This window comes from Bradyrhizobium sp. LMG 9283, assembly GCF_045571415.1.
Classification (GTDB): domain Bacteria; phylum Pseudomonadota; class Alphaproteobacteria; order Rhizobiales; family Xanthobacteraceae; genus Bradyrhizobium.
The window spans coordinates 3017620-3038907 of the sequence record NZ_CP120691.1; the positions used below are offsets into that span (position 1 = coordinate 3017620).

The 21288-nt window shown below is 64.4% G+C and carries 20 protein-coding genes; 7 read left to right on the forward strand and 13 right to left on the reverse strand.

The window, feature by feature from the left end; translation table 11 throughout:
* Nucleotides 1-743: 743 nt before the first annotated feature.
* Both P6U29_RS13960 and P6U29_RS13965 read right to left on the reverse strand, forming a co-directional pair.
* Complete coding sequence (locus P6U29_RS13960) at nt 744-1040, reverse strand: hypothetical protein (RefSeq protein ID WP_407119629.1); 297 nt, start codon at nt 1038-1040, stop codon at nt 744-746.
* Nucleotides 1012-1743, reverse strand: a complete 732-nt coding sequence (locus P6U29_RS13965) for a transposase (RefSeq protein ID WP_407118110.1) — start codon at nt 1741-1743, stop codon at nt 1012-1014. The genes P6U29_RS13960 and P6U29_RS13965 overlap by 29 nt, the downstream gene beginning before the upstream one ends.
* Before the next feature lie 525 nt (nt 1744-2268).
* Between P6U29_RS13965 and P6U29_RS13970 the strand changes: the two genes are divergently transcribed.
* Entirely contained in the window at nt 2269-3231 is a 963-nt protein-coding gene (locus P6U29_RS13970; RefSeq protein WP_407118111.1) for an IS110 family transposase, read from the forward strand.
* Between the two features lie 682 nt (nt 3232-3913).
* On the opposite strand, the gene P6U29_RS13975 is transcribed toward P6U29_RS13970, so the two are convergent.
* From P6U29_RS13975 to P6U29_RS14000, 6 genes are all read right to left on the reverse strand, one after another.
* Nucleotides 3914-5146, reverse strand: a complete 1233-nt coding sequence (locus P6U29_RS13975; RefSeq protein ID WP_407118112.1) for a Zn-dependent hydrolase — start codon at nt 5144-5146, stop codon at nt 3914-3916.
* On the reverse strand, nt 5139-5924 hold the full coding sequence (locus P6U29_RS13980; RefSeq protein ID WP_407118113.1) for an ABC transporter ATP-binding protein: 786 nt from the start codon (nt 5922-5924) through the stop codon (nt 5139-5141). Before P6U29_RS13980 ends, P6U29_RS13975 begins: the two co-directional genes overlap by 8 nt.
* Complete coding sequence (locus P6U29_RS13985) at nt 5921-6694, reverse strand: ABC transporter permease (protein ID WP_407118114.1); 774 nt, start codon at nt 6692-6694, stop codon at nt 5921-5923. Before P6U29_RS13985 ends, P6U29_RS13980 begins: the two co-directional genes overlap by 4 nt.
* A 62-nt stretch (nt 6695-6756) precedes the next feature.
* Nucleotides 6757-7701, reverse strand: coding sequence for an ABC transporter substrate-binding protein (locus P6U29_RS13990; protein ID WP_407118115.1), 945 nt, complete (start codon nt 7699-7701; stop codon nt 6757-6759).
* A gap of 105 nt (nt 7702-7806) precedes the next feature.
* Entirely contained in the window at nt 7807-8535 is a 729-nt protein-coding gene (gene hutC, locus P6U29_RS13995; RefSeq protein WP_407118116.1) for a histidine utilization repressor, read from the reverse strand.
* Nucleotides 8532-9890 (reverse strand): formimidoylglutamate deiminase, encoded by a 1359-nt coding sequence (locus tag P6U29_RS14000; protein WP_407118117.1) that lies wholly within the window; start codon nt 9888-9890, stop codon nt 8532-8534. Before P6U29_RS14000 ends, hutC begins: the two co-directional genes overlap by 4 nt.
* A gap of 85 nt (nt 9891-9975) precedes the next feature.
* Here P6U29_RS14000 and hutI point away from each other — a divergent pair, with 85 nt between their 5' ends.
* From hutI to hutU, 3 genes are read left to right on the forward strand one after another with little or no spacing between them, the layout of a single operon-like run.
* Nucleotides 9976-11190: an imidazolonepropionase gene (hutI, locus tag P6U29_RS14005; RefSeq protein ID WP_407118118.1), complete on the forward strand. Its 1215-nt coding sequence runs from the start codon at nt 9976-9978 to the stop codon at nt 11188-11190.
* The gene (gene hutH / locus P6U29_RS14010; RefSeq protein WP_407118119.1) at nt 11187-12746 is read left to right on the forward strand and encodes a histidine ammonia-lyase; all 1560 of its coding nucleotides are present in this window, start codon (nt 11187-11189) and stop codon (nt 12744-12746) included. Before hutI ends, hutH begins: the two co-directional genes overlap by 4 nt.
* Before the next feature lie 10 nt (nt 12747-12756).
* Nucleotides 12757-14427 carry a urocanate hydratase gene (gene hutU / locus P6U29_RS14015; RefSeq protein WP_407118120.1) on the forward strand — a complete coding sequence of 557 codons (1671 nt, stop codon included), beginning with the start codon at nt 12757-12759 and terminating at the stop codon, nt 14425-14427.
* A gap of 70 nt (nt 14428-14497) precedes the next feature.
* On the opposite strand, the gene blaBJP is transcribed toward hutU, so the two are convergent.
* The 4 genes from blaBJP to P6U29_RS14035 all read right to left on the reverse strand — a co-directional run bounded on the left by blaBJP (nt 14498) and on the right by P6U29_RS14035 (nt 17583).
* The gene (blaBJP, locus tag P6U29_RS14020; RefSeq protein WP_407118121.1) at nt 14498-15385 is read right to left on the reverse strand and encodes a BJP family subclass B3 metallo-beta-lactamase; all 888 of its coding nucleotides are present in this window, start codon (nt 15383-15385) and stop codon (nt 14498-14500) included.
* Between the two features lie 168 nt (nt 15386-15553).
* On the reverse strand, nt 15554-15796 hold the full coding sequence (locus P6U29_RS14025; RefSeq protein WP_407118122.1) for a TonB-dependent receptor plug domain-containing protein: 243 nt from the start codon (nt 15794-15796) through the stop codon (nt 15554-15556).
* Between the two features lie 100 nt (nt 15797-15896).
* Entirely contained in the window at nt 15897-17249 is a 1353-nt protein-coding gene (locus tag P6U29_RS14030; RefSeq protein ID WP_407118123.1) for a hypothetical protein, read from the reverse strand.
* 55 nt (nt 17250-17304) lie between these two features.
* Nucleotides 17305-17583 (reverse strand): hypothetical protein, encoded by a 279-nt coding sequence (locus P6U29_RS14035; protein WP_407118124.1) that lies wholly within the window; start codon nt 17581-17583, stop codon nt 17305-17307.
* A 165-nt stretch (nt 17584-17748) separates the two neighbouring features.
* On the opposite strand from P6U29_RS14035, the gene P6U29_RS14040 reads away from it, so the two are divergent.
* On the forward strand, nt 17749-18558 hold the full coding sequence (locus P6U29_RS14040; protein WP_407118125.1) for a substrate-binding domain-containing protein: 810 nt from the start codon (nt 17749-17751) through the stop codon (nt 18556-18558).
* Here the strand turns inward: P6U29_RS14040 and P6U29_RS14045 are convergent.
* Complete coding sequence (locus P6U29_RS14045) at nt 18532-19230, reverse strand: ABC transporter permease (RefSeq protein ID WP_407118126.1); 699 nt, start codon at nt 19228-19230, stop codon at nt 18532-18534. The two genes, P6U29_RS14040 and P6U29_RS14045, sit on opposite strands and share 27 nt — an antisense overlap.
* 474 nt (nt 19231-19704) lie before the next feature.
* On the opposite strand from P6U29_RS14045, the gene P6U29_RS14050 reads away from it, so the two are divergent.
* Nucleotides 19705-20556: a 3-hydroxybutyryl-CoA dehydrogenase gene (locus P6U29_RS14050; RefSeq protein WP_407118127.1), complete on the forward strand. Its 852-nt coding sequence runs from the start codon at nt 19705-19707 to the stop codon at nt 20554-20556.
* Nucleotides 20557-20687: 131 nt separating this feature from the next.
* Entirely contained in the window at nt 20688-21152 is a 465-nt protein-coding gene (locus P6U29_RS14055; RefSeq protein WP_407118128.1) for a group III truncated hemoglobin, read from the forward strand.
* The last annotated feature ends 136 nt before the right edge of the window (nt 21153-21288 follow it).

Consider the following 21288-nt stretch of genomic DNA (forward strand, 5'->3'; position numbering starts at 1 on the left):
CCGGGAAAGGGGCGGGGTGGGTGCGGCCGATGAGCCCTCCGATTGCCGCGACTTTATGTCGGCAGTGCGTCCATATTGTCGCAGCTCAGGTCAGAGCAGACCCCCGCAGCCCGGATGGGGCGAAGCCGTAATCCGGGGCCGTTTGCCTGGCATCTCGCACTGTCCCGGATTGCGCTGCGCTCGGGCCACGGGACCGCGCTGTGTCGCTCGGCTGTCAACCCACTGGTGCAAAAATATTCCACTTTATCGAAATTCGGATTTGTCGTATGTATTCGCCCATCCCGGCTCATCCTTGAGGGGCGATCATGAGGTCGTCATTTTCGCGAGCTGGGCTTGCGGTGGACGCGGCAGCGTCGGGCGCGAGTGGCCAGGGGCAGGGCGGATTGCTCTCCGTGAGCCCTTAAGGCTTCGTGCAGACGGACGGCGCTGCTAGGTTCGTCTCGTCATACTTCGATGGCAACGTGCACAACGCCGTCGGACCCTGTGGCGACCAAGCGAACCGCGCGTACGGCAAAACCGTGTGGTCCTGGCCGTCGTTGCTACGGTCAAGCTCTTGCGGATGCGGCAGTCGCGTCAACCGGCGCGGTGCTGGTGAATTTCGCAGGGGTGAGGGAGGCCAGAAGGAACTCGGCTCCCGGGAGCAACTGTGTTGAAGTAGACCGGTGATCGAGCGGGCTCAAGGCTGGCGCTGTGCGCCCCGCCTTCGGCGGCTGACGGCCTTGACCCCGCCCGCTTACCGGTCTTCAGGCGGTGCATGCGCTCGGCTGAGGCCGAGCGGGTTCGCTCAGTTCGTAGCGGCGAGCATCCCATTTCTGGCGCCGGGCGATCATGGTGTTGAGAATGCCGATGAGCTTGCGCATGCAGGCGGTCAGCGCAACCTTCGGCTCCTTCCCTTTAGCGATCAGACGATCATAGAAGGCCATGATCACAGGGTTGTGCCGCGTCGCAGCGCCGAGGCAAGCCATGTAGAAGAGATTGCGAACCTTTCGGCGTCCACCTTTTACATGGCGATCACCGCGGTCGCTTCCCGCTGTCGTCATCGTAAGGAGCTGCTCCCAACAGCGCAGCGGCGATCCTGTTGCTCACCTGGCCAAGTTCCGGCATCGCGGCGACCAGACCGGCGGATGTGATCTTGCCGAGCCCTGGCACGCTCTCGATGATCTCGGCAAGTTCGGCCAAATGTGGCGCGGCCTTGATCATTGCGGCGATCGCAACCTCGAGCTTGGCAACTTCGTCTGCGATCTGCTTTAACAACCGAGCCTGCATCTGCTGGACGATTTTGGGGGCGGCATGCTCGCCCCTATTTTTCAGGCTCGTCTGCAGATCGAGCAGGCTCTGGCGCGCTTTTACGACCTGCACCAGATTCTCGCGGGCCGTGTCATGGGCCTGATCTGGAGCATCGGTGAAGGTCTCGGCAAACCAGGCGATCATCTCCGCATCGATCGCATCGTTCTTGGCGAGTTGTCCGGCTGATCGAGCGAAATCACGCACGCGCTTGGGGTCGACGATCCGGGCTTCGATGTCGGCCTGACGCAGCGCCTTAGCCCACTCTCGCTCGTAACCGCCAGATGCCTCCATGACCGCCTTGGCAACCTTGTATTTGCGCAGCCAGCGGATCAGACCGCGCCGTCCTTCTGCAGTGCTAGGAAACGTCTGCCGTTGCGACACCGCGCGGATGCATGCATCCACCTTGTCCTTGGCCACATCGATCCCGACGACAACGCCACCGTTTTGTGCCATCATCCACTCCCTTCCTTGCTCGGTTCGGGCTCGAAGCCCATGCAACTGTTCGGGTTGAGGAAGACACCGGATCTGTCCCACGCTCCCGGACAGGCTCTCAAGGCCTTTGAGCACGGTCGGGCTCAGATCCAGCGACGGGCGGTTGGTCAGAACCGCCCGTTGGCGTTTTTTGGCACAATTTGCAGACACAAGAGCGCGGCATAAGCCGTCCGACCATCGCGCAGGGAAGGCCGTGTGTTGGGCTTCACCTGTATGCTGCTGTGCGGTCTTTTTGCGCGTGCCTTTTGCGCAGCGGACCGCGGGTGCGAGGTCGGCACCCGGCCTTCCCCCGGCCTTCCCTGCTGTGTCCCCGAAATCTGCCAGAATGTGGCAACGGGCGGTTGGATCAGAACCGCCCGTTGCCGGAACTGAGCCCGTTGCGCCCAAAGGCGACAGAGCCTGTTAAAGAGCAAGGGACAGCTCCGGTGTCTTCCTCAACCCGAACAGTTGCAAGGGCTGCGAGCCCGTACCAGGCAAGGAAGGGAGTGGATGATGACACAAGACGATCTGGTTGTCGTCGGCATCGATGTCGCCAAAGACAAGATTGATGCGTGCATTCGGACCGTAACGGAGCGGAAGACTTGCCCGACAACCGCGGCGGGGCGACGGAGCTTGATTGCATGGCTTCGCAAGCATCGGGTCGGCAAGGCAGTGATGGAGGCAAGCGGCGGCTACGAGCGGGTATGGGCCAAGGCGTTGCGCCAAGCCGGGCTGGAAGTACGGATCGTCGATCCCAAACGGGTTCGCCACTTTGCGGAATCGGCGGGACGCCTTGCTAAAAATGACAAGACCGACGCAGAGATGATCTCCTGGTTCGCCGAGACATTCAGCGAGGCTCCCAGCCAAGTCGACGATCCCGCTCACGAGGAGATGAAGGCACTGGTGAAGGGACGCCAAGGCCTGATCGACGTCAGGGCTCGCCTGGAAATGCAGAACGAGCATGAGGCGCCGGCCCTTGTTCGGAAGGCTCGCGCGCGTCTTCTTCAGAAGCTGGCTGACGAAATCGCCGCGATCGATACCGCGATCGCGGCGACGATCAAGACAACGCCGGACTTTGCCAAACGCGCCGAGATCATCCAGAGCGTACCAGGCTTTGCTGAGGGGACCGCAATGGCGCTGCTTGGAGGCCTACCGGAGTTGGGGCAGGTGAGCGACGAAGTTGTCGTCGCGTTGGTGGGCGTTGCTCCTTATGACGACGATAGCGGCAAACGTCGAGGTGAACGCTGCATCAAGGGTGGTCGCCGCTGGGTGCGGAACGCCCTCTACATGCCCTGCATCGGCGCCGCGACGCTGAACAACCCGGTGTTCAAGGCCTTCTATGAGTGCCTGATTGCCAAGGGCAAGCCGCCAAAGGTCGCGATCGTCGCCTGCATGCGCAAGCTGATCGTCATCCTCAACACCATGATCGCTCGCGGCGAGACGTGGGATCCGAAGAAATACAGGTTGGCCTGACGAGCGCGCCTTCTCGTGCTCGGACCTCGGCCGAGCGCATGCCAAGCCCAAAGACCGGCGTGCAGACGGGGTCAAGGCCGTCAGCCGCCGAAGGCGGGGTGCGCCAGCACCAGCCTTGAGCCCGTCTGATCGCCGGTCTACTCCGACCCAGTTGCTCTTGGATCGAGAGGAGCGAGAGATGGCGCAAAGCTCGGGCGAAACAAGCCGCGAGGTTGCGAAGGCGTGTCACTAGACACGCGCTGTCATCGCCACGCTTGACCGGGCGATCCAGTACTCCGACATGGCAGTGATCGAATCGAGAGGCCGCGGCGTACTGGATTCCCCGCTTTCGCGGGGAATGACAGCGGTGCTGAGGACGAAGCCCACGCCACATGTCATTGCGAGCGCAGCGAAGCAATCCAGTCTTTCCGCAGTGGCAGCCTGGATTGCTTCATCGCAAGAGCTCCTCGCAATGACGGTGTGGAGGGTGCCTTGCGCTATACTCCGCTCTCGTGCCCCGGACGCAGCGCAGCGTCCCTTCGACGATGCGCTGCAGAGCCGGGGCCCATCTATCCGCACCGCGCCGTGTTGCCCTGGGTCCCGGCTCCGCGCCGCAACGCTTTGCGCGTTGCAGCTTGTCCGGGACACGGATGCTTGTGCCGCGTGCGATCGGCTGCCGCAGCTTCGGCCGCCGCAGATCGCTCTAGCCGCCAAGTATCCGCCGGCAAGCGTCGACGAACACATCTGCGCCGGTGACGATATCGGCGTCGGCGGTGTTCTCGGTCCAGTGATGGCTGATGCCGCCGATCGAGGGCACGAACAGCATGCCCGCGGGCATGACGGTCGCCAGCATCTGCGCATCGTGCCCGGCGCCGCTGGGCATGCGGACCGAGCGGCCGCCGGCCATGGCCTTGCTCGCGGCTTCGATCGCATCCTGGAAGCCGGGATTCATCATGGCCGGTGCGCCGGTGCGCAGCTTCGTAACGGTGACGGCGCAGGGGCCTTTGGCGCTGGCCTCGTCCGCCATGGTCCGCAGCAATTGCTCCAGTCGCGCGATCGCAGCCGGGTCGTCGTCGCGGATCTGGAACAGCATCTCTGCGCCACCCGGAATGATGCTCGGCGCGCCCGGATCGAGCGAGATGCGTCCGGTGGTCCAGACCGTGCGCGGGCCGCAGGCAGCCGGAAAGCGCTCGTCGATCGCGACGCAGAACTTCGCCAGTGCAAGGCCGGCATCCTTGCGTACCGCCATGCGCGTGGTGCCGGCGTGGTTCTGCTCGCCGGTAAAATTGATCTGGTATTGCCAGATGCCGACGATGGAGGTCACGACGCCGATCGCGAGGCGGCTGCTTTCGAGCGTGTCGCCCTGCTCGATATGCGCTTCCAGATATCCGACGTGGCGCCCCGGCTCGGTGGTGACGCGCGGGCGTCCGGCGAGCCCCATCTCGGCGAGTGCATCGCGCATGGTGCGGCCGCTGGTGCGGTCGCGTGCGGCATCGATGTCGGCCTCGGTCACCTGTCCGACATAGGAGCGCGAGCCAAGGAAATGGCCGAAATGTCCCTCCTCGTCGCACCAGGCGGCGACTTCGACCGCGCCTTTGAGCGATGGATCGGTATTGAGGACGCGCGCCGCCTCGAGCGCGTAGATGACGCCGAGCGGGCCATCGAGCCAGCCGGCGTAGTTCTGGCTTTCCAGATGCGAACCCGCCAGCAGCTTCGGTCCGGGTTTCGCGCTGGTGCCGAACACGTTTGCGATGCCATCGATTGTGGCGGAGAGACCCGCCTCCGGCAGCTTGCGCATCAGCCAGTCGAGCGACTGTTTGTGCGGCTCCGAGAAGGTCGGCTTGTGCACGCCGGTCTTGTAGGCGCCGATGGCGCGCAGCGCATTGAGATCGGCAAGAATGCGATTCCCATCGGCGCGGAGCTGAGTGTCAGGCATGTTCGGCAACCTTCAACGCCTCGGTGCGGATCTCCTCGACGAGGCGTTCCTTGAGCCGGACGAATTCCGGCGTGGTCTTGATCTTGTAGGAGCGAGGATGCGGCAGGTCCACATTGATTTCGGCCTTGATGCGGCCGGGGCGTGCGCTCATGACGATGACGCGGCTGCCGAGGAAGATGGCTTCCTCGATGTCGTGGGTCACGAACAGCACGGTCTTCTGGTCGCGTTCCCAGATGCCGAGCAGCATTTCCTGCATCAGGGCGCGGGTCTGGTTGTCGAGCGCGCCGAACGGCTCGTCGAGCAGCAGGATCTTCGGATCATTGGCGAGCGCGCGCGCAATCGCCGTGCGCTGCTGCATGCCGCCGGAGAGCTGCTTCGGCCAGTGGTTCTCGAAGCCGGTGAGGCCGACCTGACGGATGAAGGCATCCGCGATCTTGTTTCGCTCAGCCTCGGACACGCCGCGCTCGCGCAGGCCGAAGGCGATGTTCTCGCGCACTGTCAGCCATGGGAACAGCGTGTAGGATTGGAACACCATGCCGCGATCGGCGCCGGGCCCGGTCACCTCGCGCCCGTCGAGCGTGACGCGGCCGCTGGTCGGGCGATCGAGGCCCGCAACGATGCGCAGCAGCGTGGACTTGCCGCAGCCGGAGGGACCGAGGATGGTGACGAAATCGTTGTTGCCGATGATGAGGTCGGTCGGCTCCAGTGCCTTGGTCGGCGCGTTGCCGTGGCGCGCAGGGAAGGTGCGCGAAACCTGTTCGATCCTGAGCGTCGTCATGCGAGCTTCCACGGAAACAGCCAGGCATTGAATGCCTTGAACAGGAAGTCCGAGATCAGTCCGATCAGCCCGATCACGATGATGCCGAAGATGATCTGGCCGGTGTTGAGCAACGCCTGGCTGTCGGTGATCATATGACCGATGCCAGACGACGAGCCGATCAGTTCGGCGACGATGACGTAGGTCCAGGCCCAGCCCAGCACCAGCCTCAGGATCTCTGCGATCTCCGGCGCCGAGGAGGGCAGCAGCACGCGGCGGATGATGCCGCGGTCTCTGGCGCCCAGCGTGTAGGCGGCCTCGACCAGATCGCGTCGCGTGGCACCAACGGTCACCGCGACCATCAGGATGACCTGGAATACCGAGCCGATGAAGATGACGAGCAGCTTTTGCAGCTCCCCGATGCCGGCCCACAGGATCAGGAGCGGAATGAAGGCGGACGCGGGCAAATAGCGCGCAAAAGACACGAATGGCTCGAGGAATGCTTCCACCGGCTTGTAGGCGCCCATCAGCACGCCGAGTGGCACCGCAATGATCGCCGCGAGTGCAAAGCCGCCGACGACGCGCCAGATCGTCATGCCGATATCGAACACGAAGCCCTGCTTCGTCAGCAGCTCAAAACCTTCCTGCACCATAGTCAGCGGGTTGGCGAGAAAGGTCTTCGACACATGGCCGCCGAACGTCGCCCACGACCAGAGGGCAACGAACAGCACGAAGAACGCAAGACCGTACGCCGCGCGCTGCTTCGATGTCACGGGATCCAGGGGACGCATCAAACTGTTTCCGAATGGTGTGCCGGGTCCGCCTCTCGGCGGAGCCGGCAGTTTGCAGAAATCTACTTGATGAAGCTAGCGTCGTAGAGGTCTTCGACCTTCGGCGCGGATTTGATGATGCCGATCTCGAGCAGGAGCTCGGCGGCCTCCTTGTTGAAGGTCAGGAAGTCGCCGGCGAAGAATTTCTGGTTCGCGGCCTTATCCTGCCAGCGCAGGTACTTTGCCGAGTTGCCGAACTGCTCGCCGGTCTGCTTCACGTCGGCGCCCATGATCTCATAGGCCTTGGCCTGGTCCTTGGCGATCATCTCGAGCGCCTCGAAATAGCTGTCCGCGAGCGCCTTGGCGGCCTTCGGGTTCTCGGTGAGGAACTTCGGCGTGCAGCCAAACGTGTCCATGACCATGGGGTAGTCGAGCGTGGTGGCGATGATCTTGCCCTTGTCTGGCGCGGCGCGCACGGTCGACAGATACGGCTCATAGGTCATCGCCGCATCGTTCTGGCCGGAGACGAAGGCCTGCGCGGCCGCAGCCGGCTCGAGGTTCACCACGGTCACGTCCTTCGTGGTGAGGCCGTTCTTCTTCAGCATCCAGGCCAGCGCGAAATAGGGCGAGGTGCCCGGCGCGGAGGCGGCGACCGTCTTGCCCTTCAGGTCCTTGATCGCGGCAACGTCGTTGCGCACCGCCATGCCGTCGGCGCCATAGCTCTTGTCGAGCTGGAAGATCTGCTTGGTCGCAACGCCATTGGCGTTCCAGGAGATCCAGGTTTCCACCGTGGTCGCCGCGCACTGGATGTCGCCGGAGGCAATCGCGAGGTGACGGTCCTTCTGCGGAATCTTCTTGATGGTGACGTCGAGGCCGTTCTTCTTGAAGATGCCCGCCTCCTTCGCCAGCGTCAGCGGCGCGAAGCCGGTCCATCCGGAGATGCCGACGCCGACCTTGACGTCGTCGGCGAGCGCGGGCGTGGCGGCCGCGAGAGCAATGATGGTCGCAAATATTGTCGAACTACGCATGATTGTCGTCCTCTTGCCGATCGATGGATTGACATCCTGTTGATCATTGTGGTCCCGCATGGACCGTTGCCCGAAGCGTTGCACGATTTGTGCCGACATATCCTCTCAGCCTCCTTTGAATCGGGCGACAAGGCGGTGAGAGTCACCGGGATAAAGCAGGCGCACGGCAGTGATGGTGCGCGCGCTGCGCCAGGTGTAGCGGTCGATAACGAGGCAAGGCGCGCCGACGGCGATGTCGAGCGTCTCCGCTGTGCGCTCGTCCGCAACGATGGCACTGATCGTGTGCTCGGCCTCTGTCCATGGGACATGGTGAAGCAGCCAGGAACCGGGCGGCTCGCGCGAGAAATCCGCGGTCGCGGCATTCGGCACGGAGGAGAGATCGATCAGCCTGTCCTCTACAGCGAATGGCACGTTGTCGGCGCTATGGCGGCAGGTGATCGCGACCACTTTGCTAGCCTTCTTCACGCCGAGACGGTCGCGATCGGCAGCCGTCGCCGCGCGCAGCTTGCGGCCCATCAACTCGTAGCCGTACGACCGCCCAAGCGCGGTGATCTCGGCGCGGATGTCGGCGATCTTGAGCACCGCCGACTGATGCTGCGGCCGGCGCACGAAGGAGCCGGCGCGCCGCCGCCGCTCGATCAGGTCGGCCTGCGCGAGCTCCGACAGCGCCTTGTTCACGGTCATGCGCGAGCAGCCGTAGCGCGCGACCAGTTCGTGCTCGAACGGAATGCGATGCCCGGGCGGCCACTCGCCGGTCAGGATGCGCTTCTCGATGTCGGCGCGGATGCGCTTGTAGAGCGTCGGCTGGTCCGCAGCATCTGTGGCGAGGCTCATGCAACGAGCCTCCGTACCACCGTGTTGAAGCGCTCGCGAGCGGCCTGGCGCAGCTTATGACGACCAGCTTCGACCACCTTCTGGCCGCCGGCCCAGACGCAATCGATTGCGCCGTTGCCCGTGGCAAAGATCCAGCCGTCGATCGCGGCGTCGCCGCTGCGTCCCGCCAGCGACGGATGCGCGCTGTCCAGCGTAACGATGTCGGCGTGCGCGCCGGGCGCGAGGCCGACTATCGGCTGTGCAAGCGCCCGTGCGCCACCCACGAGCGCGTGGTCGAACAGCCTGCGTCCCGTCGAGCGGCCTGCGCCGCCGGAGAGGACGTTGCGTTGGCGATGCTTCAGGCGCTGGCCGTATTCGAGCTGACGCAATTCGTCCGCGATTCCGACGAGCACGTTGGAATCGGTGCCTACGCCGAATGCGCCGCCGGCATCGAGGAATTCACGCGCTGGAAAGATGCCATCACCGAGGCTCGCCTCGGTGATGGGGCAGAGACCCGCGACAGCGCCGGTCCTCGCGAATGCAGCGATCTCCGCGTCCGTCGTATGCGTCGCGTGAATGAGGCACCAGCGCTGATCGACCGGCGCATGCTCCAGCAGCCATTGCACCGGGCGTCTTCCCGACCAGGCCAGGCAGTCCTCGACCTCCTTTACCTGCTCGGCGGCGTGAATGTGCACCGGCCCCCCGTCAGCAAGCGGAATGATCGCGCGAAGTTCGTCCGGCGTCACCGCACGCAGGCTATGCGGCGCGATGCCGACATTGGCGCCCGGCAGGTTTGCTATGGCCTTGCGCGAGGCCGTCATCAATTCAGCGAACTGATCGATCGTGCAGATGAAGCGGCGCTGGCCGTCATGCGGTGCCGCGCCGCCGAAGGAGCCATGCGCATAAAAACTCGGCAGCAGCGTGAGCGCAATGCCGGAGGCCTCGGCAGCTTGCGCGATCTGCGCGGCCATCTCCGCGATGTCGGCATAGGGCGAGCCGTCGCGATCGTGGTGCAAATAGTGGAATTCGCCGAGGCGGGTAAAACCCTGCTCGAGCATCTCGACATAGAGCAGCGTCGCAACCGCTGCGACGTCGTCGGGCGTCATTGCCAGCGCAAAGCGATACATCGTCTCGCGCCAGGTCCAGAACGTGTCGGTGGAATCGCCGCGCAATTCGGCAAGCCCCGCCATGCCGCGCTGGAACGCGTGGCTATGCAGGCTCGCCAGTCCAGGAAGCGCGATCGCGTGGCGCTCGTCGCCGGCGGCCGGTACCACGCCCGGCGTCACCGCCGCGATCGCGCCGGCGGCGACGACCACCTGCACGTCATTGGCCCAGCCCGAAGGCAGGAGCGCGGAAGCGAAATGCAGTCGGGTCATGATTACACGCCGGCTGGACAGAACCGGCTTACGATTATATGTCTAGACATATAAGTCAAGCATCCGACGGCGAATGGATATTCTCATGGCAGAGCGCTTCGACCGGATCTGGCACAATGCCCGCCTCGCCACGATGCGGGCCGACCGTCCCGATCTCGGGGAGATCGAGCATGGTGTGATCGCCGCGCGCGGCGGCCGTATCGTCTACGCGGGTGCGCAGACCGATTTCCTGCCGGATGCCGATGCGGTCGAAAGGATCGATTGCGAGGGGCGCTGGATCACGCCCGGCCTCGTCGACTGCCACACCCATCTGGTCTATGGCGGCAACCGTGCGCATGAATTCGAGCTGCGCCTGAAGGGCGCAAGCTACGAAGAGATCGCGCGCGCCGGCGGCGGCATCGTCTCGACAGTGGCCGCGACGCGCAAGGCGAGCGAAGCCGAGCTCGTCGCAAGTGCGCTGCCGCGGCTCGACGCGCTGATCGGCGAGGGCGCGACCACGGTCGAGATCAAGTCCGGCTACGGGCTGGATGTTGAAACCGAGATGCGGCAACTCTCCGCCGCGCGAATTCTCGGTCGTCAACGGTCCGTTGCGATCCGAACATCCTTTCTCGGCGCGCATGCATTGCCGGTGGAGGCCGATGGCGACAAGGATCGCTACATCGATCTCGTCTGCAAGGAGATGCTGCCCGCGATCGCCAAGGCTGGTCTTGCCGATGCCGTCGATGCCTTCATGGAAGGGATCGCGTTCTCGGCTGAGCAGACCGCGCTTGTGTTCGAGGCCGCGAGAGGGCTTGGGCTGCCGGTGAAGCTGCATGCCGACCAGCTGTCGAATCTCGGCGGCGCGGCGCTTGCCGCAAAATACTCCGCGCTGTCGGCCGATCATTTGGAGCACACCGACGAAGCCGGCGCTGCCGCAATGGCCAAGTCCGGTACGGTGGCGGTGCTGCTGCCCGGTGCGTTCTACTTCATCCGCGAGACGCAGAAGCCGCCGGTCGAGGCGTTCCGCAAGCATGGCGTTCCCATGGCGCTCGCGACCGACTGCAATCCCGGCAGCTCACCGATGACCTCGCTGCTGCTCACGATGAACATGGGCGCGACGCTGTTCCGGATGAACGTGGCCGAATGCCTCGCCGGCATCACCCGGGAAGGCGCGCGGGCGCTCGGTGTGCTCGACGAGGCCGGCACGTTAGAGGCCGGCAAATGGTGCGACCTTGCGATCTGGGACATCGAGCGCCCTGCCGAGCTGGTCTATCGCATCGGCTTCAATCCGCTGAATCGCCGGGTCTGGAGGGGGCAGTGACGGAGCAGGACACCTCGATCGTCGTCAAACCGGGGGAGGTCAGTCTCGATGATCTCGCGTGCGCGCTCGATGGTGCGCCCGTTGTGCTCGATCCGTCGTTCTGGCCGCGCATCGAAGCAGCGGCGGAGGTCGTCGCAAGAGCGGCGCGCGCGGATGCCCCCGTCTACGGCATCAACACCGGCTTCGGGAAGCTGGCATCGAAGCGCATCCCGCCAGACCAGACCGCGCTGCTCCAGCGCAACCTCATCGTCTCGCATTGCTGCGGCGTCGGCCCGGCGACGCCCGAGCCGATCATCCGCCTGATGATGGCGCTGAAGATCATCTCGCTCGGGCGTGGCGCCTCCGGCGTGCGCCGCGAGGTGATCGAGCAGCTGCAGGACATGCTGGCACGGAATGTCTATCCGCTGGTGCCACAGCAGGGCTCCGTAGGCGCCTCCGGCGATCTTGCACCGCTTGCACATATGACGGCCGTGATGATCGGCGAAGGGCAGGCGATCGTCGACGGAAAGACGGTGTCGGGCGCCGAGGCCCTCAAGGCCGCCGGTCTCGCGCCGCTGACCCTCGGGCCCAAGGAAGGTCTTGCGCTGATCAACGGCACGCAATTCTCGACCGCCTACGCCATATCAGGCGCGCTGCGTGCATTTCGCATCGCCCGTGCCGCGCTCGTGACCGGCGCATTGTCGGTGGATGCGGCGATGGCCTCGACGGCGCCGTTCCGTCCCGAAATTCAGGCGCTGCGTGGCCATGCCGGACAGATCGCGGCGGCTGAAACACTCATGGCCTTGCTCGACGGCAGCGATATTCGCCTGTCACATCTCGAAGGCGATGAGCGCGTGCAGGATCCCTATTGCCTGCGCTGCCAACCACAGGTCGCGGGCGCCGCGCTCGACTTGATCACGCAGGCCGCGCGTACGCTGATCGTCGAGGCCAATGCCGTCACCGACAATCCGCTGGTGCTGGTCGAAACCGGGGAGATCGTCTCCGGCGGCAATTTCCACGCTGAGCCGGTGGCCTTTGCCGCCGACACCATCGCGCTGGCGCTGTCGGAGATCGGCGCGATCAGCGAGCGACGCATCGCGACGCTCGTCGATCCCGCGCTGAATTTCGGCCTGCCGCCGTTCCTCACCCCCGATCCCGGCATCAATTCCGGATTCATGATCGCCGAGGTGACGGCGGCCGCGCTGTATGCCGAGAACAAGCAGCGTGCGCTCGCCTGCTCGATCGACTCGACGCCGACCAGCGCCAACCAGGAAGACCATGTCTCGATGGCCGCGCATGCCGCGCGGCGCTTGTCCGACATGGCGGACAATCTCGCCGCCATCCTCGGCATCGAGCTTCTGGTTGCCGCCCAAGGCATCACGCTGCGCGCGCCGCATGCAACCAGCGCGCCGCTCGTTGCGGTCATCGCGACCCTTCGCGAAGAGGTGCCCGCACTCGGCGCCGACCGTTACATGGCTGGCGATCTCGCCAGGGCCACTGCGCTGATCGAAGCCGATGCGCTGCCGGTTGCGGCGATTGCTGCGCTTTCATCCGATCCGTTCCCGAGACTTGACTGAAGAGGTCCGCATGAACCGCCGACTGGACAACGACCGCACCATCCGCGCGCCCCGCGGCAGCGACATCAGCGCCAAGAGCTGGTTGACGGAAGCGCCGCTGCGCATGCTGATGAACAATCTCGATCCTGACGTGGCGGAGCGTCCGAGCGAGCTCGTCGTCTATGGCGGCATCGGCCGCGCCGCGCGTGACTGGGAGAGCTTTGACCGGATCGTTGCGGCTTTGCGCAAGCTCGAGGGCGACCAGACGCTGCTGGTGCAGTCCGGTAAGCCGGTCGGCGTCTTCCGTACCCATGCCGATGCTCCGCGCGTCCTGATCGCAAACTCGAACATCGTGCCGCATTGGGCGACGCTCGATCATTTCAACGAGCTCGATCGTCAGGGCCTGATGATGTACGGCCAGATGACGGCGGGCTCCTGGATCTATATCGGCAGCCAGGGCATCGTGCAGGGCACCTATGAAACCTTTGTCGAGGTCGGCCGTCGCCACTACGGCGGCAGCCTTGCCGGCAAATGGATCCTCACCGCAGGTCTTGGCGGCATGGGCGGGGCGCAGCCGCTGGCGGCGACCATGGCCGGTGCGTCGATGCTCGCGGTCGAATGCCAGCCGAGCCGCATCGAGATGCGCCTGCGTACCGGTTATCTCGATCGTCAGGCGGCAACACTCGACGAGGCGCTGGCGATCATGGCGGACGCGGCGAAGACGAAGAAGGCGGTCTCGGTCGGCCTGCTCGGCAATGCCGCGGAGATTTTCCCGGAGCTGGTGCGCCGCGGCGTCAAGCCTGACATCGTCACCGACCAGACCAGCGCGCATGATCCGATCAACGGCTACTTGCCGAAGGGCTGGACGCTCGCGGAATGGGAAGCCACGCGCGCCGCCGATCCGAAGGCGGTCGAGCGCGCCTCGAAGACGTCGATGGTCGAGCACGTCCAGGCCATGTTGGATTTCCATGCGCAGGGCATTCCGACCCTCGACTACGGCAACAACATCCGCCAGATGGCGCAGGACATGGGCCTGAAGAACGCCTTCGATTTTCCCGGCTTCGTTCCCGCTTATATTCGTCCGTTGTTCTGCCGCGGCGTCGGGCCGTTCCGCTGGGCCGCGCTATCGGGCGATCCCGAGGACATTTTCAAGACCGACGCCAAGGTGAAAGAGCTGATGCCTGATGACAAGCATCTGCACAATTGGCTCGACATGGCGAAGGCGCGCATCAAATTCCAGGGCCTTCCGGCGCGGATCTGCTGGGTTGGCCTTGGCGATCGTCATCGCCTCGGCCTTGCCTTCAATGAGATGGTGGCGCGGGGCGAGCTGAAAGCGCCGATCGTGATCGGCCGCGATCATCTCGACAGCGGCTCGGTGGCGAGCCCCAACCGCGAGACCGAGGCGATGAAGGACGGATCGGATGCGGTGTCCGATTGGCCTCTGCTCAACGCGCTGCTCAATTGCGCCAGCGGGGCGACCTGGGTCTCGCTGCATCATGGCGGCGGCGTCGGCATCGGCTATTCGCAGCACGCCGGCATGGTGATCGTCGCCGACGGTACGCCTGAGGCCTCGAAGCGGATCGAGCGCGTGCTGTGGAACGATCCCGCCAGCGGCGTCATGCGCCACGCCGACGCTGGCTATGAGATCGCAATCGATTGCGCTCACGACAAGGGGCTCGATCTGCCGAGCCTGGCGAAGTGACAGCGGCTCAGGCCACCTCTTCCAATCGGAGAGAGGTGAGGAGGCAATCGATGAAGACGTCGTACGACGGCTATTTCGCAGGCTGGAGCGCTGCGGTCTGCTTGGCGAGCTGCTTGTCGAAGTCTTCCGACAGGCCGGTGACGTAGGTCGCAAGCTCTCCCGGTTTGACGAACGGGTTCGGTGCGCCGTCCTTCATCTGCGCGCGCTTGGCCTGCATGCCATAGACCTCCGGATGCGGCCCGAGCAGCACGTCGATCTTCATCGCCTTGGCTTTGGCGAAGGTCGCGCGGTAATCGTCGACGATGCCGGGATAGGTCGGCCGGCCGACCAGCCGGTTCAGCGCAACCGTGCCGCTGCAGAAGAACAGCACCTCGCGGTCTTCCCTGCCGTCCTTGGCGGTCATCTGCCAGCTCGTGCAACCCGGCGAGTGGCCAGGCGTCGCATGCGCCGTCAGCGTGGTGTCGCCGAGCGTGACTTTGTCGCCTTCCTTCACGACACGATCGACCTTCACCGGCGGGAAGGCGAGAACCTCGTTCTTCTCGTCGCCGGGATAGTAGCCGCCTTCGAGCAGCGGCTTGTCGCGCTCGCCGGCCACGAGCTGCGCGCCGGTCTCCTTCTTGATCTCGGCGAAGCCGCCGGTGTGGTCGAGATGCGCATGCGTGTTGAGGATCATCTTGATGTCGGCGACCTTGAAGCCGAGCTTTGCGATGTTGTCCTTGATCATGCCGGTCGACTGGGGCATCGCCGTGTCCATCAGGATCAGGCCCTGTGATGTCTTGATGACGTAGACGGCAATGCCTTCGGTCCCGACATAGTAGATGTTGCCGATGAGCTGAAACGGCTCGAATGGCGCCGTCCATTTCTGCATCACGGCTGCCAGGAAATCTTTTATGGTCTGCGCTTGCGCGTCCGTTGCGAACAGGGTCAGTGCGCACAGCGCGGCCGCTAGTCTTCTCATGATTTGCCTCCCAGATTGTTCTTGTCGTTTCGTTCGGCGCGGATGTCGTGTGGCTCGCCCGCCGTGCAAGTTACGTCGTGCCCGGTGTTGAGGGCAACTGCTTCGTGTCTGGAAATATCGATGTGCCGCGCACCAATAACGGCAACTCTGTCGAAAGCGGCGAGAGGCCTAGCGTCCGATCGTCACGCCGGCGGTCGAGCGCATGGCGTCCCGAAGGCTAGTTGCCTTCTTGTCGTCGAGGACCTGTCGTGTCAGCACGGTGGTCTGGCCGGGCGTATCGAGGATCGTCTCTCCGTGTGAGGAAGAGAGCCGATCGGCCTTGTAGGGCGCAACCGGATCGGTGGCGGGAGCGGGCCGTGGCTGCAGGACGCGGCCGTTTGCCCGCGGCGAGCGCTGGCTGTGAGATTGCAAAGGAGATCACGACTAAAAGCAACGATCTTGCTCGCATATGCGATCTCCCATGTCGGGACATCAGCCTAGCACATCGTGACGGTGATCGCAGAAGAAAGGATCAGGCGAGAACGGCCCGGCGCTCCCGCGCCTGTTCACGGATCCGCTCGATGGTCCGCGGCTCGGCGAGGCGCGTGAAATTGCGATGGCTCGCCTGTACGGGCGCCTCGACGATGACGCCCTCACAGACGATCTGTCCGCGGAGCATCTTGAATTCCAGCTTGTCGTAGCGCGGCATTGTTTCGCCGGACGCCGGCGGCAGCAGCTCGATGCTTCCCTGGATGTTCAGCGCGGCCTCGCCGGTGCCGTGAAGCCGCGGATTCCACATCCTGATTCCGCTCTCCGCCCAGCGCTGCCGGATCAGCGCGGCGCGATCGGGGGGTTCCGCGGCTCTCGCGCGCACTTTCGGTGCGCTGCGGATCTCTGGAGAAGGACATGCGAGAGCTGGAGTCGGTTCGATCTCGGTGACGCCGCTGGATGGCTCGTTGACTGCCGTCGCAATGGCTGTGGCGAGCAGAACATCGTTTGCAGGAGCCGGCGCGATCTCGACGACGAGCGCTGGGCCGCTGGCGGCAGGGGTTTCAGAGACATTAGTCGGAACGCTCTCGGCCTCGCCAAGGAGGATCGGGATTGCTTCGACCGCGACCGTTTCGATCTCGGCGGAAACCTCGGGCGAGGGGGCAGCCTCGGCGACGGCATCCGAAGCATCAGTCGAAGCGGTCGCGACGTCTGATGATGAAACCACAACCTCTTCTGCGACGACGGAATCGACTTCTGCGGGGATGCCAGCGGGCGATGCTTCGCTAGTGCTGGCGAGATCAGAGTCCGCAACTGGCTCGTTCTCTGCGTCGGCCGTTGAAACCAACACCTCCTCGGCGACCGGTGCCGTCGCCGGCGCCTCGATTTCCGTCGCCCTCTCCGGAGATGAGTCCTCGCTGATACAGATATCGTCGGACGGGTTCTCCGCGACGACAGACACAGCCGCTTCGTTCTCCGCGACCGGAGCCTGGGTGGCGAGGTCAGCATCGCCTCGCACAGGGTCGGTGCTGATCTCGGCGATTGGAGCTTGAGCAGTCGCCGCGACGTCTTCGACGATGGCGGGCGAAGCGTCTGTGGCGATCGGCGCGACCTCAATGTTGCCGCTGTGCGGCGAGGGCCGAAATCGGGTAAACGCCCAGTTCACCGCAGGGATGCGGCGCAGCAACGATATCAGTCTCGAAAGCACTGGGAGTTGTCCAAGAGGTACTCGGCGTGAGGCTATCGCTGATTCGCCAGCAATGTGAAAACCTGCCCCGGCCGTCACACCCGTGTCAATGTAGGGAGGACCAATTGCAGAACATCCACGCGTCCACAGTGCGTGGTGAATTTCATCCCGCTTAGCGAATTGCGGTACGCGCCTTTCTCCAATCGACACGCTGCTCGGAGTGGAAGGGGACGGCTGCCCCTTCCCGGGATCTTCGATCCTCAGTTCATTTGCCGGAGCCGGAGCCCGCGCCTCCGCCGGCCTGGCTGCCCATATTGTTGGTGTTGCTACCGCCGGCGGATGGCGTCTGCGCGCCCTTGCTGTCGCTGGCCTCGTTCTGCATGTTCGACGAACGCCCCGTCGTCATTCCCTTGGTCGCCGGGCCTCGTGACGAGGGGCCGACGCCGCCCTGACTGGATTCGCCGGGGGCGGGTTGTGTCTGCGCGAAAGCGCCACCTGTCGCCAGCGCCATGATGCAAGCGGATGCCAGGACGATCTTCTTCATCGGATTCTCCTTGACTTTGCATCCCGGGCAACTCGCATGCGCGGACGACGTTCCTGCCGACGCGCGCAGACTTTGGCACCAACTCTCGTTGCGACCTAAGGTGGGGTTCCCGCCCTCAGCGCCAGCGGCTATTGGGGACCGTCATTGTCTGGTCGAGGACGGCGCATGAGGAAGCTTGCCACCATCGGAGCGGTTCTGCTCTGGTCCACAATCGCATTCGCACAGGACCGCACCATCACCGTGGCCTCGACCACCTCGACGGAACAGTCTGGGCTGTTCGGCCATTTGCTGCCGCTGTTCGCGAAGGCCGAGGGCATCAGCGTGAAGGTCGTTGCCGTCGGCACCGGTCAGGCACTGGACATCGGGCGGCGTGGGGATGCCGACGTCGTGTTTGTCCACGACCGGGCGGCCGAAGACAAGTTCATGTCCGAAGGGCAGGGCGTGAAGCGCTTCGACGTGATGTACAACGACTTCGTCATCGTCGGCCCGAAGAGCGATCCCGCGAAGATCGCCGGCAGCAAGGATGTCACGGATGCGCTGCGCAAGATCGCGGCGACCAAGGCGCCGTTCATCTCGCGCGGCGACAAGTCCGGCACGCACGCGGCCGAGCTGAGACTATGGAAAGAGGCGGGTGTCGGCCTCAGTGCCGGCAAGGACAATTGGTACCGAGAGATCGGTCAGGGCATGGGCCCGGCGCTGAACATGGCCTCATCGTCGAACGCCTATCTCCTGTCGGACCGCGGCACCTGGCTGTCGTTCAAGAACCGTGGCGAACTCGCCATCCTGACCGAGGGTGACAAGCGGCTCTTCAACCAGTACGGCGTCATGCTGGTGAATCCCGAAAAGCATCCGAACGTGAAGGCGAAGGACGGGCAGGCCTTCATCGACTGGCTGATCTCGTCGAAGGGGCAGGAAGCGATAGCCGGGTACAAGGTCGGCGGCGAGCAGCTATTTTTCCCCAACGCGCCCCACTAACACGAAGGCGACGGTCGACACCGCGACGCTCAGCGCGAGCAGGATCAGTCCGAGTCCGAGCGCCAGCGGCAGGTCGCCTTTGCTGGTTTCCAGCGCGATCGCTGTCGTCATCGTGCGGGTGAAGCCGCGGATGTTGCCGCCGACGATGATGATGGCGCCGACTTCCGCAATGGCGCGCCCGAACGCCGCGAGAAAGGCCGTCAGCAACGAGGTCCGGCCGAGCGCCAACAGGAGGGCCATGCTGCGCAACGCAGACAACCCGTCGATCCGCGCCAGGTCGCCATACTCTGCCCACAGCAGGCTTGCCGGCCGGTGCACCAGCGCCACCACGATCGGCGTGGCCAGCAGCGTCTGCGCGATCACCATGGCGGCCGGTGTGAACAACAAGCCTGCAGCTCCGAGCAGGCCGGACCGCGACAGCAGCAGATAGAGGGCGAGCCCGACCACGACGGGCGGAAGGCCGAGCAGCGCATTGGTCAGAATGACGATAACCTGACGCCCCCGGAAACGGGTGATCGCAAGCAGGGCCCCGAACGGCGCGCCGATCAGGAGCGCGATGATGCTGGCGCTCAGGCTGACCCGTACCGACAATGCGACGATGCCCAGCAGCTCGGCGTCGGCTTCGCCGATGAGCGTGAAGGCGGCACCGATGGATCGTGCGAAATCGTTCATCCGGCCTGACGCTGTTGCGCCGGCTCGATGCCGGTGATCACGTCTGTCGCGCACTCCTTCATCCTTAGCAGCCCCCTGACAGCTTCGGCTCGCGTCGACGGCGAGCCGGGTCCCCCCCCCCTGCACATCCTTGGATGGCAACTGCACCGGTTCTGGCCGCTACCGCCGCCACAATCAAGGGGGCGCAAATTCGGGGTGCTCAGGGTGCGCTTTTGTCCATATGAATCGGGCGCCCGATGCCGGGCCTTCATCGGGTTGTCCAGGGGCGGGAGGCACAAGATCCGGCCATTTCGGGCAGGGGGAGCCCAAATCCTGGCGCGGTGCGGCCGTGGACCGCTTTATTCCGCCCGTGGATGCACTTAGGAAGGGATAGCATCAGGTCGCACCCGCCCGGTTGCGGTGCTAGACCCTGATGCAGGAACAATGGGGCCGGGCTGCGACTGGCTCGCCCGCAAAGATGAAGGATGTGACGCAATGATCCAAACCGTTGGCATCATCGGGGCAGGGACCATGGGAAACGGCATCGCGCAGGTTTGCGCCGCGGCCGGGCTCTCGGTCGTGATGGTCGACATTTCCGATGCGGCCGTGAACCGCGGGCTTTCGACTGTCGGCGGCAGCCTCGACCGCCTGGTCAAGAAGGACAAGATGTCGGCGGCCGATCGCGAGGCGACGCTCAAGCGCATCACCGGCACGACCGATCGGGCGAAGCTGTCGGATTGTGACCTCGTCATCGAGGCTGCCACCGAGAACGAGGAACTCAAGGTCAAGATCCTGAAGGATCTCTGTGCCACGCTGTCGCCGCGTACGCTGATCGCGACCAACACCTCGTCGATTTCGATCACCAAGCTCGCAGCGGCAACCGATCGTCCCGACCGCTTCATCGGCATGCACTTCTTCAACCCGGTGCCGGTGATGGCACTGCTCGAACTCATCCGCGGCCTGCAGACCTCCGACGACACGCATGCCAAGGCGCTGGATTTCGCCAAGCGCGTCGGCAAGGTGGCGATCACGGCCAAGAACAGCCCAGGCTTCGCCGTCAACCGCATCCTGTGTCCAATGATCAACGAGGCGATCTTCGCCCTCCAGGAGGGCATCGCGACGGCGGAAGAGATCGACGCCGGCATGAAGCTCGGCTGCAACCATCCGATCGGGCCGCTGGCGCTTGCCGATCTCGTCGGGCTCGACACCATGCTCTCGGTGATGGAGGTCTTTTACAAGGGCTTCAACGATCCTAAATATCGGCCAGCGCCGCTGCTGAAAGAGATGGTCGATGCCGGCCATCTCGGCCGCAAGACCGGGCAGGGCTTCTACACCTATAGCGCCTGATGAAGGCATTGGCGGCGGGCACTCTGCGTCCGCCGCCAGCTCCCGCAATTTGCGCTGCGACAATCGCCGCGCGCAATCGGCCCGACAATGAACGGACGGCTCGCGGGAACAACGGACGGACAAGAGAGGACATGTCGGATCGACTGAAGGCCGAGCGCGAGGCGGCGGCTGCGCGGCGGAACCCGCTGACCCAGGATGCGATCGAGCGCACCGGGATCACCGAGGAGATGATCGGGGAACTCGTCACGCGCTTCTACGGGCGCGTGCGCGAGGACGCGCTGCTTGGTCCGGTCTTTGCGATCGTCCAGAACTGGGACGAGCATCTCGCCAAGCTTCGGGATTTCTGGTCGTCGGTTGTGCTGATGAGCGGCCGCTATCATGGCTCGCCGATGCGGGCACACCTGCCGCTGAGCCTGGTTGGCGGCCATTTCGACCGCTGGCTCGACCTGTTCGAACAGACCGCGCGCGAAGTCTGTCCGCCGGCGGCGGCCGCACTTTTCGTCGACAAGGCACGGCGCATTGCCGACAGTTTTGAGATGGCGTCGGCAACCGTTGCGGGCCGCATCGCTTCGCCGCGTCACGTGCTCAGGTCGTGAAATACAGAATGCCTGCCTGAGAAACGCGCAGCTCGCGTCGCCTGTGATTGGCGCGTTGCACCAATTCCTACATCATCGGGCTGATCTGCAAAATCATCATGCGGTTCGCGCAATCCGATATAGAATTCGCGAAAAC